Origin of the sequence: Persicitalea jodogahamensis (assembly GCF_014651615.1) — a bacterium.
Taxonomy (GTDB): Bacteria; Bacteroidota; Bacteroidia; order Cytophagales; family Spirosomataceae; genus Persicitalea; species Persicitalea jodogahamensis.
On the sequence record NZ_BMXF01000004.1, the window covers coordinates 526,634 to 545,471 of the forward strand.

General features: G+C 46.9%; 16 protein-coding genes and 1 pseudogene. 2 read left to right on the plus strand and 15 right to left on the minus strand.

What is annotated here, in order from left to right:
* Window positions 1-131: 131 nt before the first annotated feature.
* The 10 genes and pseudogenes from dnaK to IE117_RS20620 form a co-directional block, all read right to left on the minus strand.
* Window positions 132-2,054: pseudogene (gene dnaK, locus IE117_RS20575) on the minus strand (molecular chaperone DnaK); the annotation flags it as partial.
* 238 nt (window positions 2,055-2,292) lie between these two features.
* Window positions 2,293-2,913, minus strand: a complete 621-nt coding sequence (locus IE117_RS20580; RefSeq protein ID WP_189566652.1) for a hypothetical protein — start codon at window positions 2,911-2,913, stop codon at window positions 2,293-2,295.
* 138 nt (window positions 2,914-3,051) lie between these two features.
* Window positions 3,052-3,396 carry a 50S ribosomal protein L20 gene (rplT, locus tag IE117_RS20585; RefSeq protein WP_189566653.1) on the minus strand — a complete coding sequence of 115 codons (345 nt, stop codon included), beginning with the start codon at window positions 3,394-3,396 and terminating at the stop codon, window positions 3,052-3,054.
* A 99-nt stretch (window positions 3,397-3,495) separates the two neighbouring features.
* Window positions 3,496-3,693, minus strand: a complete 198-nt coding sequence (rpmI, locus tag IE117_RS20590) for a 50S ribosomal protein L35 (RefSeq protein WP_189566654.1) — start codon at window positions 3,691-3,693, stop codon at window positions 3,496-3,498.
* A 165-nt stretch (window positions 3,694-3,858) separates the two neighbouring features.
* Entirely contained in the window at window positions 3,859-4,416 is a 558-nt protein-coding gene (infC, locus tag IE117_RS20595; protein WP_189566655.1) for a translation initiation factor IF-3, read from the minus strand.
* 103 nt (window positions 4,417-4,519) lie between these two features.
* Entirely contained in the window at window positions 4,520-6,463 is a 1,944-nt protein-coding gene (thrS, locus tag IE117_RS20600) for a threonine--tRNA ligase (protein ID WP_189566656.1), read from the minus strand.
* 78 nt (window positions 6,464-6,541) lie between these two features.
* On the minus strand, window positions 6,542-7,723 hold the full coding sequence (locus IE117_RS20605) for a tetratricopeptide repeat protein (protein WP_189566657.1): 1,182 nt from the start codon (window positions 7,721-7,723) through the stop codon (window positions 6,542-6,544).
* A 151-nt stretch (window positions 7,724-7,874) separates the two neighbouring features.
* Complete coding sequence (locus IE117_RS20610; RefSeq protein WP_189566658.1) at window positions 7,875-8,756, minus strand: class I SAM-dependent methyltransferase; 882 nt, start codon at window positions 8,754-8,756, stop codon at window positions 7,875-7,877.
* Between the two features lie 2 nt (window positions 8,757-8,758).
* The gene (locus IE117_RS20615) at window positions 8,759-10,333 is read right to left on the minus strand and encodes a hypothetical protein (protein WP_229581216.1); all 1,575 of its coding nucleotides are present in this window, start codon (window positions 10,331-10,333) and stop codon (window positions 8,759-8,761) included.
* A gap of 7 nt (window positions 10,334-10,340) precedes the next feature.
* Window positions 10,341-10,748 (minus strand): EVE domain-containing protein, encoded by a 408-nt coding sequence (locus IE117_RS20620; protein ID WP_189566662.1) that lies wholly within the window; start codon window positions 10,746-10,748, stop codon window positions 10,341-10,343.
* Window positions 10,749-11,065: 317 nt separating this feature from the next.
* Between IE117_RS20620 and IE117_RS20625 the strand changes: the two genes are divergently transcribed.
* Together IE117_RS20625 and IE117_RS20630 are read left to right on the plus strand one after the other, a co-directional pair.
* A complete protein-coding gene (locus IE117_RS20625) occupies window positions 11,066-11,965 on the plus strand; it encodes an AMP-binding protein (protein WP_229581243.1) in 900 nt (299 codons plus the stop codon).
* Window positions 11,958-12,743: a hypothetical protein gene (locus IE117_RS20630; protein WP_189566666.1), complete on the plus strand. Its 786-nt coding sequence runs from the start codon at window positions 11,958-11,960 to the stop codon at window positions 12,741-12,743. Before IE117_RS20625 ends, IE117_RS20630 begins: the two co-directional genes overlap by 8 nt.
* Here the strand turns inward: IE117_RS20630 and IE117_RS20635 are convergent.
* The 5 genes from IE117_RS20635 to topA form a co-directional block, all read right to left on the minus strand.
* Window positions 12,720-13,733, minus strand: coding sequence for a helix-turn-helix domain-containing protein (locus IE117_RS20635; RefSeq protein WP_189566669.1), 1,014 nt, complete (start codon window positions 13,731-13,733; stop codon window positions 12,720-12,722). The genes IE117_RS20630 and IE117_RS20635 overlap by 24 nt on opposite strands.
* Before the next feature lie 106 nt (window positions 13,734-13,839).
* A complete protein-coding gene (locus IE117_RS20640) occupies window positions 13,840-14,721 on the minus strand; it encodes a bifunctional 5,10-methylenetetrahydrofolate dehydrogenase/5,10-methenyltetrahydrofolate cyclohydrolase (protein ID WP_189566671.1) in 882 nt (293 codons plus the stop codon).
* A gap of 150 nt (window positions 14,722-14,871) precedes the next feature.
* Window positions 14,872-15,696 carry an aldo/keto reductase gene (locus IE117_RS20645; RefSeq protein ID WP_189566673.1) on the minus strand — a complete coding sequence of 275 codons (825 nt, stop codon included), beginning with the start codon at window positions 15,694-15,696 and terminating at the stop codon, window positions 14,872-14,874.
* Between the two features lie 13 nt (window positions 15,697-15,709).
* Window positions 15,710-16,399: an SIR2 family NAD-dependent protein deacylase gene (locus IE117_RS20650; RefSeq protein WP_189566675.1), complete on the minus strand. Its 690-nt coding sequence runs from the start codon at window positions 16,397-16,399 to the stop codon at window positions 15,710-15,712.
* Window positions 16,399-18,756, minus strand: coding sequence for a type I DNA topoisomerase (topA, locus tag IE117_RS20655; protein WP_189566677.1), 2,358 nt, complete (start codon window positions 18,754-18,756; stop codon window positions 16,399-16,401). Before topA ends, IE117_RS20650 begins: the two co-directional genes overlap by 1 nt.
* Between the last annotated feature and the right edge of the window lie 82 nt (window positions 18,757-18,838).

Genomic DNA, 18,838 nt, shown 5'->3' on the forward strand with positions numbered 1-18,838 from the left:
TTAAAAAACGGTACCATAGATTCTGCTCACGCGAAGGACAGGATACTGTAAAATTTTCTGCTCAATGATGGGTTTTATGGAATAAAAATCCCCACTCCCGGCAGGAAGTGGGGATTTTCCAAAAGGTCTGATTACTTGACCTCTTCAAAGTTTACGTCCGTGACGTCTTCTTCGGCGTTGCCAGTGTCCCCTTGGGAGGTAGCTCCATTAGGTGCACCAGCGGTAGGATCGGCCTCAGGGCCAGCTGCGTACATTTCCTGCGAAGCAGCTTGCCAAGCGGTGTTCAGACTTTCCATTGCCGTATCAATAGCGGCAACGTCCTGGCTCTGATGTGCAGTGCGAAGCTCTGCCAAAGCACCTTCGATAGCCGACTTATTATCAGCCGAAAGCTTGTCGCCATATTCGCTGAGCTGTTTTTCAGTGCTGAAAATCAAAGTATCAGCAGCATTGATCTTGTCGATCTTCTCACGCTCTGCCTTATCGGATTCCTCGTTTGCCTTAGCTTCCTGACGCATACGCTCAATTTCAGCGTCGGTCAATCCACTGGAAGCCTCAATGCGGATTTTCTGTTCTTTACCGGTCCCTTTATCACGGGCCGAAACATTAAGTATACCATTTGCGTCCACGTCAAAGGTCACCTCTACTTGAGGTACACCACGGGGTGCGGGCGGAATGCCGTCGAGGTGGAAGCGTCCCAGAGTCCGGTTTTGGTTAGCCAAAGGCCGCTCACCTTGCAGAACATGGATTTCCACAGATGGCTGGTTATCGGCCGCCGTAGAGAACGTTTCAGTTTTCTTAGAAGGAATCGTGGTGTTTGACTCAATCAGTTTCGTGAATACGCTACCCAAAGTCTCGATACCCAGAGACAGGGGAATTACGTCTAGCAGCAGCACATCTTTAACCTCGCCGGTCAGAACACCACCCTGGATAGCTGCGCCTATGGCAACTGCCTCATCGGGGTTTACGCTCTTGGATGGTTTGCGGCCAAAGAATTTCTCTACTTCTTCCTGAACCCTGGGGATTCGGGTTGATCCACCTACCAGAATCACTTCGTCGATATCACTAGTGCTGATGTTAGCGTTTTTGATCGCTTTCCGGCATGGCTCCATCATCCGCTTGAATAGGGTGTCCGCCAATTGCTCAAACTTTGCCCGGGTCAGGGTCCGCACCAGGTGTTTGGGGATACCATTGATCGGGAAGATGTAAGGCAAGTTGATTTCAGTCTGCGTTGAGCTGGATAGTTCCACCTTAGCTTTCTCAGCAGCTTCTTTCAGGCGTTGCAGAGCCATCGGATCCTGGGTCAGATCGATGCCTTCATCTTTTTTAAATTCCTCAGCCAGCCAATCGATAATGACCTGATCGAAGTCATCACCACCCAGGTGAGTGTCACCGTCAGTAGCTTTCACTTCAAAAACGCCATCACCCAGTTCGAGAACTGAAATATCGAAAGTACCACCCCCCAGATCGAAGACCGCAATCTTCATATCCTTGTGCTGTTTGTCCAGGCCATAGGCGAGGGCAGCAGCAGTGGGCTCGTTGATAATTCTTTTCACATCCAGACCCGCTATTTGTCCAGCTTCTTTCGTGGCCTGACGCTCGGCGTCGTTGAAATAGGCAGGTACCGTCACGACAGCCTCTGTCACTTCCTGGCCCAGGTAGTCTTCCGCTGTCTGCTTCATTTTTTGCAGAATCAAAGCGGAGATTTCCTGTGGAGTATATTGCCGATCGCCGATCTTAACGCGTGGTGTATTGTTAGGACCTTTCTCTACTTCGTAGGCAATGGTCTTCATTTCATTGGTTACTTCCCCGAACCGCTTACCCATAAAGCGCTTGATTGAGCTAATGGTGTGCGTAGGGTTGGTGATTGCCTGGCGCTTAGCAGGGGCGCCGACTTTGCGCTCGCCATTTCCACTGTCCATGAAGGCTACCACGGAGGGAGTGGTTCTGGCACCTTCACTATTTGGTATAACCACGGGCTCGTTTCCCTCCATTACAGCCACGCAGGAGTTCGTAGTTCCTAAGTCTATGCCAATAATTTTTCCCATTGTATGATTTGTTTTGGTTGTTTTTGATTTCTGATAGTTATATCAAAAAGCTTATACCACTATTGTGATTGGTGGATGAATGTGACAAATTGGCAGCTGGTAGATGAGCTTATCCCTATTAAGCATTTGATGTGTTTGCCGATTTCTCATTCTAAGAAAAAAGCGGAGCCAAAATCGGCTCCGCTTTGCACTATATCTGAAATGAAACAGAAAAATTTCTTTCAAATAATCACAGGAAAAATATAATCTATTTACCAAAAAGTCCGCCCAGCATTCCACCCAGGTCCATACCGCCACTTTTCTGATCATCGGTATTATTTCCCCCTAACATGCTACCGCCCATACGCATCAGATCATTCATATCGAGCTTGCCGTCTGCCAAAGCGTAACCGATTTGGTTAAAGTCAAAACCACCACCTCCGGTTTGCACACCAGAGTTTGAGGTGGATGACCCTCCCATCAGATTGCCCAGGATACTGTTAAAATCGATGCTGCCATCCTGAGAATTACTGGTTTTATTGATCAAACTCGCAATGACGCCCGGAAGAACTGAGGCGACAATACCGCTGGCTGCAGAGTTGGACATCCCGAATTTCTCCATAATACTATGAATGGCTTTTCCGGCGATGCCTGCTACAATGGGATTGCTCATTAAGCTCGAAGATTGTCCGGTGTTCACCGATTTACCAGAAAGCAATCCCATGAGCCCTCCTACATTACCGCTTTGGGCTTCCTGCTGCATTCCGCCCATGATTGAGCCCATCAGCGTTTGCATTACATCATCATTATGTTGGTTAGGTACTTCAGGGTTTCTGACGACTGCCTCCTGGGAGTTTTCCTGGATTAGGCCCATTATTTGTTCTAGCATTTCTGTTCAGGTTAAAGGGTTAAACTGTCAATTTCCTATTCAAAGACGAATTGACAGTAAAAAAGTAACTGGGGTAGTTGGAATTTTGACAATAAAAAACCCTCACCGGGTTGGGTGAGGGTTTGAAAATCGCTGTTTTTACTTTACTTTTTCGACGATAGCCTTGAAGGCCTCAGGGTGATTCATGGCCAAATCGGCAAGTACCTTACGGTTCAGTTCGATTCCGCTTTCATTGAGTTTGCCCATAAAGGCTGAATAAGACATTCCATGTTGCCGGGTTCCGGCGTTGATACGCTGAATCCACAAAGCACGGAAGTTTCTTTTCTTGTGTTTGCGACCGATGTATGCATAGCCCATCGCTTTTTCGACGGCATTCTTGGCAACGGTCCAAACATTCTTGCGGCGACCGAAGTAGCCTTTGGCCATTTTGATTATTTTCTTGCGTCTGGCCCTGGACGCAACGTGGTTCACTGAACGTGGCATACTGTTGTTGTTTTTTGACAGTCGGTGCTGCTTTGAGTCTTTAATACCGACAATCGGGTGGAAACTTAAACCAAAAAAAATAGGAACTGGGTATCAGAATTACTTCAATCCCAGCATGAGCAGAACACGGTGCTTTTCGGTTTCATCGACCAAAGTAGTCTTCACCAGATTGCGCTTACGCTTGGTTGACTTCTTGGTTAAGATGTGACTGTGAAAAGCATGCTTGCGCTTGATCTTTCCGGTGCCCGTCAGCTTGAACCGCTTTTTGGCGCCGGACAATGTTTTCATTTTAGGCATAAAAAATCGTCTATAAATGGATGTAAAGTTTAAACAGCCCGCAAAAATACGGGATTCTCACACAAAAAAAAAGTCCCGGCTGAACGCTTGGTTCAACCAGGACCCAATTATTGATATATTTATTTCCCGATACAAGCAGGAAAAGGCAGATTCTTTTATTGCCTATTACTTTTTGGGAGCTGTAGGAGCCAGAATGATCGTCATCCGCTTACCTTCTAGTTTCGGTTCCATTTCAATCTTACCGTATTCAGCAAGAGCCTCCGAGAAGCGGTTGAGTATATTGAGTCCTCTTTCCTTAAAAACAATAGTACGACCCACAAAGTGGACATAGGCTTTCACCTTGGCGCCCTCTTTCAGGAATTCCATTGCGTGTTTCAGTTTAAAGTCGAAATCGTGGTCATCAGTGTTTGGACCAAAACGAATCTCTTTAATTACCACACGTTGAGCCTTGGCCTTAATCTCCTTCTGTTTCTTTTTTTGCTCGTACTTGAATTTCGAGTAATCCACCACCTTACATACGGGAGGGGTAGCGGTGGGTGCGATTTCCACCAGGTCAAGGCCCTGCGCTTCGGCGATGGCCCGCGCTTTGCTGATGTCGTAAACGCCGGTTTCGACATTGTCACCCACTACACGTACTTCGCGCGCCTGGATGCGTTCATTAACTTTGTAAGGTTCTTCGGGTACTCGGTATCTGCCGCGTGAGCGTGGGGATCTTAATGCCATAGAGTGTTTTTTTGTAAAAAATTATATTTAAGGTTGAAAAACGTGTATTACATTGGTAAAAGCGGAAAAAATAGTGCCAATACCCGTTAATGATAAGGAAAAATCAAAAACCTGCCAAATTCTCTTTAATTTCTTTTTGAAAAAGGGTTGAGAACTCTGACCATGACATGGAGCCTAAGTCTCCTTCACCCTTCTTACGAACCGAAACCTGCTGGTCGTTTTGTTCCTTTTCGCCTACAATTAGCATGTAGGGAACCTTCATAATTTCGGCATCCCGAATCTTACGTCCGATTTTCTCATCGCGGTGATCCACAAAACCCCGGATATCATCATCCTGCAAGGCGAAGAAAACTTCTTCGGCATAATCAGAGTACTTTTCTGAAATGGGTAGAATGGCAATTTGATCGGGTGAAAGCCAAAGCGGGAATTGTCCGGCTGTGTTTTCAATCAAAATCGCGATGAACCTCTCCATGGAGCCGAAGGGAGCACGGTGAATCATTACCGGCCTGTGCTTCTGATTGTCAGATCCAATATATTCAAGCTCGAAGCGATTGGGTAGGTTGTAGTCTACCTGGATTGTTCCCAACTGCCACTTACGGCCGAGGGCGTCCCTCACCATGAAATCGAGCTTCGGACCATAAAAAGCCGCCTCTCCCAGCTCAGTTACAGTGTTTAAGCTCCTCTCAGCGGCGGCTTCTATAATCGCTGACTCTGCCTTTTCCCAGAGATCGTCACTGCCAATGTATTTGGTTTTGTTTTCGGGATCACGCAAAGATATTTGTGCACTGAAATCGTCGAAACCAAGAGTTTTGAAAACGTAAAGTACCAGGTCGATAACCTTAATGAATTCAGCTTTCACCTGATCCGGACGACAGAAAATGTGGGCATCGTCCTGAGTGAAACCACGAACCCGGGTCAAACCGTGCAATTCACCGCTTTGCTCGTAACGGTAGACCGTCCCGAATTCGGCCAGACGTAATGGTAGATCGCGGTAGGAGCGTGGTTTGGTTTTGTATATCTCGCAGTGGTGCGGACAATTCATAGGTTTCAGCATGAACTCCTCATCTGCGTCAGGGGTCTTAATCGGTTGAAAAGAATCTTTGCCGTATTTTTCCCAGTGTCCGGAAGTCACGTAAAGCGCTTTGCTGCCAATATGGGGCGTCACAACGGGCAGATATCCTGCACGTAACTGCGCTTTTTTCAGGAAGCTTTCCAGACGTTCTCTAAGCATAGCACCTTTAGGCAGCCAAAGTGGCAGGCCTTGCCCTACCTTTTCGGAGAAGGCGAACAAGTCCAGCTCTTTGCCCAACTTCCGGTGGTCACGCTTCTTGGCTTCCTCCACCTGAAAGATGTATTCGTCAAGCTCCTTCTGCTTGGGAAACGTGATTCCGTAGATTCGGGTGAGCTGCTTGTTGTCCTGATTGTTCCGCCAATAAGCGCCGGCAATATTGGTTAGCTTCACTGCCTTGACGGCTCCGGTGTTGGGTATATGGGGCCCTCGGCACAGATCAGTAAATCCACCCTGAGTGTATAGTGTAATCTGACCATCTTCAAGTCCGTCGATCAGTTCCAGTTTATATTCATCCCCCTTGTTTGTGAAGTATTTTATGGCATCAGCTTTTCCGATGGGTTGGCGCACGTATTCATTTTTTTGACGGGCCAGCTCTTTCATTTTATTTTCGATGGCAACGAAATCATCGCTGGAAAGAGTCTTTTCACCTAGATCAACATCGTAATAGAACCCCTTTTCGATAGAAGGGCCCGTTCCAAATTTTACGCCCGGATAGAGGGATTCCAGTGCCTCAGCCAATAAGTGCGCCGAGGAGTGCCAGAACGTAGCCTGACCTTCCGGATCATTCCAGGTAAGTAGTTTGACGCTGGAATCCTGCTCGATGGGGCGATTGGCGTCCCAAACCTCCCCGTTAACTACTGCCGACAAAACATTGCGAGCCAGGCCTTCGCTTATGCTAAGCGCAATGTCATAGGACGATACCCCGGCTGGATATTCCCTGACTGATCCATCCGGGAGGGTAATTTTAATACTCATGATTGGTGGTGTTGTAATGATAAAAGCGCGTAGATTGAACCTGACACACTGTTTTTTTGAAAAAACGGGGAAAAGAGTTTACCTGATTTTGATTTGCATGGTTGAATCTCTGCCCATGTCGATCGTTCTTCGAGGCTGAATAGTTTTGATTTTAATTTTTAAACTGTCCAATACCCTCGGAACTGCCACTGGGCTGCGGGGAACCACTGCTGCTTTTTTGGTCGCAAAAATCCCGGCAGGATCGTACTGCCGCTGTTTCCGGTATTGTATGCGTGACAGGGCAGCCTGTGCTACCTGATCATCTGGGTTTAACTGGATGGCAATGCTGTAAAACTCAGCCGCCCGCTCGTCGTTCCCAATTTTTTCAAGGCAGTAGCCTGCCAGATAATTCGCTTCGGGGTAGTCTGGCTGTTGTTTCAGTGTTTTTTCAAAAGCAGTCAGTGCCCCAAAATAAGATTTCCATTTCAGATAGATATGGCCAATCCGGTAATGAGCCAGTTCCAGGGTAGAGTCCAGGAGTATCGCCTTTCTGTAGGCGAACATGGCGCTGTCAAGATTCGCGGCTCTTTGGTATATTTCTCCCCTGGCCACCTGCAATTCTGCTCGGGCAGGAAAGCGGTCAATGGCCAATTGATTATACAGCAACGCCTCGCGCTTATTTCCAAGACGATTATAGATGGAGCTTATTTGCTGATAGGCACGTAGCATCCTGGGGTTGAGCGATAGGGCGTACTTGAGATTTTCGAGACCGGTCAGCGTGTCTGACATTTTGCTTTGTAACATGCCTTTTACAAAATAGGCATCGCCTTCATAGGGTGCCATGTTAAGCGCTGTCACCAGGTAGTTTTGGGCTTCCCTGTATTGGCTTTTTTCCTGATTTAGATCTGCCAGTAGTATGTACAGTTCAGGTAGATCCTGTTGGAGGACCTCTGCGCGCTGCGCGTCTTCCAGGGCTTTGTCAGTTTTTGAAAGCTCATGCCTGATCTTTGCCCTGAGTAAATAATACTCGCCAACATTATCTTTCAAATCAATAGCGGCGTTTATGTCATTTTCTGCAAGGGTGTATTTTTCCTGCTTCAAAAAGATCCGGGCCCGCTGGTAGAGATTATTATCTAAATCCACCTTGCGGCTGATCAAATCATCCAGCGCCTGCAAAACATCAGCCTGCCAATTTTTCTTGGATATGCTTTCGGGAGTAGGAGGGATGCGGGTGGTTGTGCGGGCGTCACTCTGGCAGGCAGTTTCGCATAGAGCGAGCAAGATCAACATGGATCCAATGTAAAACCGACTGTTTAGTGATTTGGGCATTATAATCATCGAATTGCGCATTCCAAGTCGCAAAATTCAGCATTCTTTTCGCAAAACCCCATTATCGGGAGTCATTCTTGGAAAATTGATTGGAATTTTTCATTTACAAATCTGAGAAGCGGGCGAAGACGCCCAATGGCAACTTCTTCGAATTGGAATCCTGCAGGAAGAGTTCACCAGATTCGTAGCCAGAAGTTTTTCCAAAATGACTGGTTATCAAATTGTCCAAAATCAAGGCTGAAAACCCCAGCGAATATAAATTAATGATAAAGAAATGGTTTTTAGGGGCCAATAATTCTGAACATAATCCGATTAGCTCATTTATCTGTTCCTCCAGTAGCCACTTCTCGCCGTTGGGTCCACGACCATAAGCGGGCGGATCAAGAATGATTCCGTTGTACTTTTTGCCTCGCCGTACTTCCCGCTTCACAAATTTCATGGCATCTTCCACCACCCATCGTATATTGTCAAGCCGGCTTAACTCCATATTTTCGCGCGACCAGTTAATCACTGGCTTTACAGCATCCACATGGGTCACGTCTGCGCCTTGTGCTTTTGCAGCCAGGGAAGCCATGCCCGTATAAGCAAATAGGTTAAGGACCGTTGGTTTTTCCACCGCAATCCCATTAAGCTTTTCGGCTATAAAGTCCCAGTTCACTGCCTGTTCGGGGAAAATGCCTACGTGTTTGAAGGAGGAAAGAGTTAACCTGGCCTGCAAATCCAGCAAGGGCGTGGCATAAGCAATATTCCAGCGTTCCGGCATTCTGGTGTTAAGCTGCCACTTCCCCTTTTCCTGTGAGTTTTTATCACGGGCAAAAATGGCGTGGGCCTTGCTTTCCCATTCAGATTGGCTGAGTGTTTTATCCCACACGGCCTGGGGTTCTGGACGGATAAGGATGTACGCTCCAAATCTTTCCAGCTTTTCAAAGCCTCCGGTGTCGATTAGTTCGTAGTCAGAATGTTGAGTGGGGGTAAGGAGCAGCAAAATCAGAAAGTAATTTTATTGAGATAAAACACGTCACGACGCCCCCGGCTTTGCACGTCCCCGGAGGGATTCACTATCCGTTGGACGCCCCAGGCCAGGTAATGGTTGGCGTACCAGAAATCCACATCGTCGGTTGACGTTTTGCGTACTTTGTCGCCTTCCATGCCAGTGGGTAGTTCTACTTTCTTGCCACTGTCAACTACCTGCTTTCCTTTGATAATTTTGCTGGTGATCGCCCCATCTTTGCTATATACCAGTTGTGTGCGACCTTCATCTGACACCTGAACGTTGATTTTTTCCTTCAATTCCATGCTTTTCACATTATCGAAATTCAAGCTGTTATCCCATAACAACTGCCCATCCTTATCAAAATCGGCTACGATGGCGTGGGTATAGACGAATCCGTCAAAAATCTGGTTGCTGTTTCCGCCGCGAGAACCATAAAACGGATTCCATAAATAGGGATTGTAAAGCCCCCGCCCAAAAGGCGATCCGTACATATATGGATTTCCATAAAAGGAATTCATCCCGAGGATGTTATTGTTATTGCTCCGGTATTCAGGATAAAAGACTTCCGAAACCATCACGTACTGGTCACCCTTGGGGATAATGTCATGGACTAGCAGCCGGTAGTTCAGCTTTAAATCGCTACCGGAATCTTTCTTGCGCTTGATTCTCCGTTCCATTTTCTCCTGTTGCCGCTCATTCATAAACGAAAAGAAATTGGCAAAGTCAGTGAAACTATGGTACCGGGTATACTGGACTTCATCGTATACGATTTTACTGATAAACATCCCCTGTGAGGCCGCGCTGTTCGAGCTTTGCATGTTGCGGTACCCGTAAGTGCCAATCATCAGCTTGACCGAATCGCTTAGAATCTGCAGTTTCCCGCTAAGGAAAGAATAATCGTCCTCGGGTTCAATCATCACCTGTGAGTGCATCTGGCCTGATGCGTCGTAAGTGTGGGCCACAATTCGAATCTCCTTGCGATTTTTTACAGCGAAACTGACATTCACTAATTGGTGTGTGGTGTCAATTTCAATGGACTGAATGGCGTTGGAACCCCGGATGGCAGAGGGCAGAATTTTAGTTTGCTGAGTATGTAAGTTGGTATGAATCAGCACGGGCTCATCCCTTACTGTCCCGGCCATAAAGATTGCGTATCCCAGTGATTTGAAATCGGTAATTTCAAATCGATCGAGGGTGTTAATCGTAAAAGTTTCGACGAAGCCCGGGCCGATGTTCACTTTAACGATCTGGTAAATTGGACTCCGGTACCTGCTGAAAAGCAGAAACACCGACCCCCCATCGTAGGTGGATGCAACGTAATCGAGGTTGTTTTCGATTGTCCCATCAATCGACCAGCGTCGCTCGAGGTTTGTGTCGAACAGCTGTACGTTATAAGCGTTTCTTCCTGCCTGAGAGATAAGAAGTACGCCACATTCTCCCAGGGGAACAGTTTGGTAAGTTTCGCTTTTTTCTGGAATAGGAAGTTCGACCCTCTTTAAATCTTGAGCCGAAACGTTACTGAAAATAATGGCGCACCACGCAATGGTAAACAGTCTGCGTAAATGCATTGAACTTTTAATCATGGGCTAAACCAACAATAATGTCAAATTCTTCGGCGCGGATGGGGAGGACAGAGAGCCGTGACTGACGTACTAGGGAAAGGTCTTTTAACCGCTCATCGGCTTTAATCTGAGCCAAAGTGACTGTATTGGGGAATCGTTTCACTGGAACCAGGTCCACAACTACCCATCGATTATCATCGGTCGTTGGATCGGGATAATGCTCTTTCACGACTTTCGCCAAACCCACGACTTCCTTTCCTTCATTGCTGTGGTAAAAAAGCACGAGATCGTCGCGCTTCATTTCCTGCAAATAGTTTCGTGCCTGGTAGTTTCTAACGCCGTCCCACACACCGCGCTTTTCTTGAACGAAGTCCTCCCACGAATATTTGAAGGGTTCAGATTTGACAATCCAGTGATTCATATTTCCGATGCCGGGGGGCTGCGCCCCCAAGATTCATTGTCGGTTTAACTGTAAGCTCTAAATTTTTTGGTCGCCAAAAATACGCATTGTTTCCACGGGGTTAAAATCAATTTTTGATCTTTGTCCCCAAAAGTACCTCTATGAAAAGTTGGACAACCCATCGTGACAGGATTTTAAAGGAAACTATTCCTGCTGAACCTTACTTCAAATCAGTCCATGATTTTGCCCTAGCCTGGTTATCCGGGCAGGAGACATTCTCCATTAACACTTCCGGTTCCACTGGCCCCGCGAAGGAAATCGCATTGCAACGCCGCCAGATGATCGAGTCTACCCGGATGACCGGACAAGCCTTGGGATTGCCGACAGGCACGCGTGCACTCGTGTGCCTGAATGTAGGGTATATCGCCGGGATGATGATGATGGTCAGGGGGCTGGAACTGGGTTGGGAGCTGACAGTTGTCGAGCCAAGCAGCAATCCGTTGATGAATCTGGATGAGACGGTAGAATTCGATTTCGTCTCGCTGGTTCCCTTGCAGTTGTCGTCCATTTTGAGTGAGCAACGAACGAGTACCATGGCTGAAAATTTGGGGAAAATCCTACTGGGTGGTGGTGCCGTTCCAATGGCGCTGATGTCAGGAATTCACCAGTTGAAAATTCCTGTGTACCAAAGCTATGGTATGACCGAAACCGTTTCTCACGTTGCGTTGAGACGGTTGAACGGTGCCAATTCCCAAGGGAATTATAAGATTTTGCCAGGAATTGATTCTGGAACCGATGAGCGGGGGTGCCTGTATTTGCGTGGCGCCGTGACTGCTAACCAGCTTATACAGACTAATGACCTTGTCGAAATTACTTCCCCTGACTCATTCAACTGGGTAGGCCGGGTCGATTCGGTCATCAATTCTGGCGGTGTCAAAATATCCCTGGACAAATTAGACGGGGTAGTTGGGGAGGTACTTCAAGAAATGAATGCAGCCAATGATTATTTTTGCTGGTACCAGGCGGACGACATATTGGGACAAAAACTAGTCATTTTTATAAAAAGGCAGAACGGTATTTTTGATTCCGCTGGGCTGATAAACAAAATCTCAGATCATGTCAAACCTTACGAAACCCCGAAAGCTGTTTACTTTGTGCAAAAATTTGAACAAACACCGACCGGTAAAATTGACAAAATAGCCACCGCTCACAAATATTTTGATGCAATCCATGAGTAAAGTACCTGCCAGTTGGCACAAGCTGACCATTAAGTTTCAAACCTCCGAGGTTACACCTCCGCCTTATGCCTATTCCTATGCATTGGATTTGATTGAATCCGAGAATATGCTTCTGGTTGATTTTGATCAGCGTTATCTTGACAGAGATGAATTGGATGAGGAGGCAATCCTGGAAGAGGGCTTCGAGTTGAACAGTGATTATGCCTGGAAGGGCGAGCTGAATGCTGTCTGGATAAAAGAGCTGGAAAAATTATTGTCCAAGGAATCTTTCAACCATGATCGCCTAGCCAACGAGACAGAAAATAGTATCGAATTGGCTTTTAATATTGATTCCGCTGAAGCCATAAAACTTTACCCCGAAAAAAACGAAGAATTTGAGTATTTCCTGCAAGAGATAATGCAGGGTATTTATGAAGTTTCGGGAAAAGAAAAGCCATTCCAGCTCGAATACCGCGACATCGACCGGCAAGGGGAACTAGTCACAAACTACTCGGCAGAATTTGCAAACCGCAATTTTTCTGTGCAGCGGAGAGGCCAGGCGCTGAAAAAACTTCCCTGGAAATGGACACAGGAATTAATGGGGACAGTATTCATGGCTGATTTTCTGGTAGACGATGCCACCCGGGAAGTACCAAAATTCAGCGGGAAATATTTGAGCTTTGGGGATGGTCTTTGGTATGAATTCGGTGAAACGATGGTTGAACCAGCTTCCGATAGCATCGTTCTGCCCCGAATCGATAAATTGCTGAATCAGCTAAGTGAGGAAGCCGCCCGCTGAAGCATCACGATTTAATTCATCCCGCAAATCACCCAGGATTTTTTTCAATCCTTCGTGGGAGGGGCTGGGAGCAGGCATCGTCGAGCTAACAAATGCTTTCACTTCCCAAACCTCAAGTACATCACGAATGGCGATCTCCTGATCGCCATTCTTTTTATTGTCAGATCGAAGGAGCAGAATTCCTTTGTCTTTTACCCGGTTATACACTTTGCCGGATTTTATACCCGTGTTTTTTACGACCAGGATATAATGAGTTCCGTCTTTGATATCATACCAGTTTCGCACGAAAGTACCAATTAACAGGGCGTTTGGAAAACTAAAATCGTCCCCTGCCTCAAAAGCACGGTAATGTCCCGAGGGTAAAATCGGAATCTGGAAAACGGGCAAACGGTTTAGAAAAGCAGTGTTTTGGTAATTATTGAGGTAGTTGGTAGCCTCACTGCGATTTACCCATTGGATGGATTGTTGCGGTGATTTCGCCGGTTCTTGCGGAGCTGATTTTGACGTGCCGTTTTCCTGATAATGATTGTTGAATCTGAGAGGCTCATTCTGAGGATTCGATACTGCCTGAGCCGAGGCTCGTTCAAATTTCTCCGGCTTTACGGGTTTGAAAGCGATCGGTCGTGCCACCATACGCAATGAGGGCTTTGGGGGCTGAAATTTGGCAATTATGTTTGATAAAGGTTGCGGCGCATTTGGCACCGGGGCGTCATCCTGTATTAAGGGAGCCATCGGCTTGAACGCGGGGTTAAACGGTATGCCCAGGTCGGGTGTTTCCCGCAGCCGCCGAAGATCGTTCTTAAGCAAATGATCGACGGACACGCCAAAGGCAGCTGCCATATTTTTTAGATTGGTCAGATTAGGATTGGCACGCGCCTCTTCGTAGGCCCCAAGCAGCGAACGCTTTATACCAATCTTACGCGAGAACTGCTCCTGGGTCAGGCCATTCAACCGGCGGAGGTACTTGATGTTATTACTGACTAGTGACATTCTGATTCTGAATCAATTACCGACTAATTGGTAAAATTTTTAGTAAAAGCAGAATTTGCAAGAAGTCTAACCTGTCCTACCTGAATTTAAGTGGGTTGAGTCTACCCTAATTATATACTTCCCGACGGGCGGCTTTTAGGGTATTGGTCAACAAACCGCAGATGGTCATCAACCCCACACCGCCGGGAACCGGAGTGATATGGCTGGCTAATGGAGCAACGTCATCGAATTTTACGTCCCCTTTGAGCGCAAATCCACTTTTTTTGGTCTCATCCGCCACGCGGGTGATGCCTACATCAATTACCACGGCCCCATCTTTAACATAGTCGGCTGTCACAAACTCGGGGCGTCCCAGGGCAACTACAAGAATGTCGGCTGTTTTACAAATCTCTTTCAGGTTTTGCGTACGGCTGTGGCAAATGGTCACCGTACTATTGCCGGGGTAGGTGTTTCGCTGCATCAAAATTGCCATTGGCAGACCTACTATCTGACTTCGGCCGATAACCACACAGTGCTTGCCCGAGGTTTCGATTTTGGCGCGCTCCAGCATTTCCAGAATGCCGAATGGGGTAGCTGATAAGTAGGCTGGAAGCCCTTTACACATCCGACCAACATTGATTGGGTGAAAGCCGTCCACATCCTTGGCTGGGGCGACGGCTTCCATGATCGTATTCTCAGAAATATGTTTTGGTAGTGGTAGTTGGACAATGAATCCGTCCACGTCCGCATCATTGTTCAGTTTATGAACCTCATTCAGCAAATCCTCCTCACTAGTGTTCTCTGGCAACCTAACAAAGGTAGAAGTGAATCCAACCTGTTCGCAACTCTTGATTTTAGAAGCCACGTAGGTTTCGCTCGCGCCATCGTTGCCCACGAGAATAGCCGCCAGATGTGGTTTTTTGCCGCCTTTGGCCGTCCATTTATCTACCTCTTCCTTAATTTCTGCTTTAATAATGTTGGAAAGTGCCTTGCCGTCAAGTAATTGCATACAGTAATTTTGGTGAATTTTAATAGGTGAACAATAGCTAATCGATCCATCCAATCAGCTATAAAGGCTTGTCGTTGCGCATCTTAAAGGACTTATGAATTGCAGGATTTCGACTTTGCCGAAAACAGACGGTATTGTTTCGTTATAAGACTAATAATCTCTTGGATCATTGGCCACGCGAATGCCAGCGTCAAGCTTATTAAGTTGATCCATTTCCGCGTCAGTAATAGCAAAGTCCCAAACATCGAAATTAGCTTTTATTCGCTCCTGGTTCGTAGACTTAGGAATGGTGACAATGCCATGCTGCAGCGCCCAGCGAATTAAAACCTGGTAGGTGGACTTGCCGTGGTTTTCAGCCACTGCCATCAGGACGGAATTTTTGTGTTGGAGCCCCCTAACCAAAGGCGCATAGCCTTCAGGCTGGATACCTTTTTCCTTACAATAGCTCAGCAAATCGGGCAGGTAGAGAAATGGACTTTGTTCGAATTGATTGACAGCCGGAGTCACAGAGGCATAACCTAGTAATTCATCCAAGTGCGATTCGTAGTAGTTTGATACACCAATAGCGCGGACCCGCTTGTCGCTGTAGAGCTTCTCTAACGCCAGCCATGTCTCTCTACGCGTTTCACTAACTGGCCAATGTACCAGATACAAATCCAGATAATCAGTCTGAAGTCGTTCCAGACTTTGCTCAAAGGCCCGTAAGGTACTTTCGTACCCTTGTTGATCATCCCATACTTTGGAGGTGATGAACAACTCATCTCGACTGATGCCGCTGTCTTTAATTCCTTGTCCGACTTCCTCCTCGTTTTTATACACGCTAGCGGTGTCGATTAGCCGATAACCCGCCTCGATGGCCCAGTTTACTGCTCTACGAACTTCATTCTTTTCGCCTGGTGCATAAATACCCAGTCCCAAAATCGGCATTTCAATGCCATTATTTAATACGATATTTTTTTCCAAACTCTGATTCATACGATATTCAAATTCATGCCACCTTGATTAATTCGTCGAATAATATTTCAGCACCAACCGTGGCCTTTTCCTTTATAAATTTCATTTTCTTGCTTAGCGTTATATCTGGCTGAACGGGGTCGATAAGATAGATGGGAGCTTCATTCCTTACGTAATACACAAGTCCGGCAGCGGGATAAACTGCCAATGAAGTACCTATCACCACAAAAATATCAGCTTCTTCGGTGATTTGAGTCGCCACAGTCATCATAGGAACCTGCTCGCCGAACCAAACAATGTGGGGCCGAAGTTGACTCCCTTTGGCGCATAAGTCGCCCGTCTTCAATTCCCAACCTTCAATTGGATACACCAAATCAGGGTCACGGGTACTTCGCGATTTGAAAAGCTCGCCGTGTAAATGCACCACCTTACTCGATCCGGCAAGCTCGTGCAGTGAATCAATATTCTGCGTAATGATGGAAACGTCAAAGTGTTCCTCCAACTCGGCCAATACAAAATGGGCACGATTGGGCTTTACGTTCATTGCTTGCCTGCGTCGCTCATTGTAGAACTTAAGTACCAGCTCAGGGTCACGAATCCAGGCTTCCGGTGTGGCAACGTCCTCTACCCTGTGCTCCTCCCACAGACCGCCATTGTCCCGAAACGTCTTGATCCCGCTCTCGGCGCTAATGCCTGCTCCGGAAAGAACAACCAGTTTTTTCATTAAGCTTTTTTGGCCTTTTTGGGCGCGGCCTTCTTCTTAGGAGCCGCCTTTTTGCGGGCTTTGGCAGGGGCCTTATCTTCCTGACCTTCGGCAAGCTTCAACACATCGTCATAGCTAAGCTCGGAGGGTTCCATATCCTTCGGGATCTTAATATTCCGCTTTCCAAAAGATATATACGGACCATAGCGGCCATTGACAACCTTGGCTTCAGGATTTTCATCGTATTCCCGGATAAGTCGATTGCTGTCGAGTTTGCGTTTGGCCTCTATGATTTCGATCAACCTTTCCGGCGTAACCGCCATCGGATCGTCCGTTTTTTCCAACGAATAGAATTTTCCATCGTGTTTGACGTACGGCCCGTATTTTCCGATATTGACCACCAAAGCGAGATCTTCAAAAAAGCCGACCTCACGGGGTAGTTTGAACAGTTCCAGCGCGTCTTCCAACGTAATGGTTTCCATCAATTGGCCCTTCAACAAACTGGCAAACTTGGGCTTTTCTTCATCCTCGGCATCACCAATTTGTACATAGGGGCCGTATCGGCCGATTCTGGCGCTAATTGGCTTACCGGTTTCAGGGTCTTCTCCAAGAAGCCTGGTAGTCAGGCTCTTATCAATTTTCTCACCTTCTGCATCAGTGACCTTTTGGTGGAATTTTTTGTAAAAGCCATCGATCATATCCTGCCACTGCACCTTGCCGTCCGCAATATTATCGAAGTCCTTTTCAACATGAGCGGTGAATGAGAAGTCAACGATGTCATCGAAATTGGCAACCAGAAAGTCATTGACAATCATCCCCGCACTAGTCGGGAATAACTTGGCTTTTTCATTGCCAAATGTCTCTGTATTTTCCTGTTTCTGAATCTTGTCATTCTTAAGCGTGATCTCATTGAACTTTCGTTCCTGACCCTCACGGTCTTCTTTGACTACATACTCGCGACGAATGATGGTGGAGATCGTAGGGGCATAGGTAGATGGACGTCCTATACCCATCTCTTCAAGTTTTTTTACCAAGCTAGCTTCCGTAAATCGCGGCGGATTACGGGTGAATCTTTCCGTCGCTTTCAGGACATCCAAATCCAGCTTTTGATCGATGTTGAGCGGCGGCAGCATTCCTTTTTGCTCTTCATCTTCATCGTCGCTCGATTCCAGATATACTTTTAAAAAGCCTTCAAACTTGATTACCTCGCCCTGGGCAACCAACTGCTCGGAAGTGGTGGAAATGCCTACTGTCGCTGTAGTGCGCTCCAACTGTGCGTCGGACATTTGGGAGGCAATAGCCCGTTTCCAGATAAGTTCATACAAACGCTGCTCGTTTCGGTCCCGACTACCCACCAGAGTGGAAAAGTCAGTGGGGCGGATAGCTTCGTGCGCTTCCTGCGCCGATTCTGACTTGGTTTTAAATACACGCTCCTTATGATACTCCTGTCCGTATTCTTTATGAATCTGGTCTTTTGCTTTCTGCATAGCCTCCCCCGAGAGGTTGGTGGAGTCTGTCCTCATGTAGGAGATTTTCCCCGCTTCGTAAAGTCGTTGGGCAACCGTCATGGTTTGAGAAACCGAAAAACTAAGTTTTCGGGAGGCTTCCTGCTGCAGGGTAGAAGTAGTAAAAGGCGCAGCCGGGGATTTTTTCGCAGGCTTGGTTTCGAGGTTTTTAATCTGGAAAATGGCCCCAACGCATTTTTTAACAAATTCCTCCGCAAGTTCTTGACTGGCAAAGTTTTTGGGTAGTTCAGCGTTCAGAATCTTTCCATTTCCCAGGTCGAAAACTGCCGTAATTTTATAGCTGCTCTTGGACTCAAATGCTTCAATTTCTCTCTCCCGATCGACGACTACCCGAACGGCAACTGACTGCACCCGACCGGCTGAGAGGGAGGATTTGCCGATGCGGATTTTTTTCCACAGTACTGGGGATAATTCATATCCCACAAGGCGATCCAATATCCGTCGTGCCTGTTGGGCATTGACAAGGTCAATATCAATTGTCCGCGGTTTGCTGATGGCCGATTGGAGGGCTGTTTTGGTTATTTCCCGAAAGACGATCCTTTTGGTGGAATCAGGCAGACCAAGAGCTTCCTTTAAGTGCCATGAGATGGCTTCACCCTCACGGTCGTCATCCGTTGCCAGCCAAACTTCGGACCCTTTGGCCATCTTTTTTAATTCATTTATTACTTTAATCTTATCACTGGAAACTTCATAAACCGGTTCGTACCCGTTTTCAGTGTCTACTCCCATATCCTTTGCGGGCAAATCACGCACGTGACCGTAGCTAGACATTACTGTAAAATCGGATCCCAGATATTTTTCAATGGTTTTGGCCTTGGCCGGCGACTCTACGATCACCAGATTTTTCGACATAGCAGGGTATAGGTTGAATTTGTAGGAAATGGTGTTGAATAAGTGTCAAATATAGAGGAGTTTCTTGCAAATCTTGAGCCTG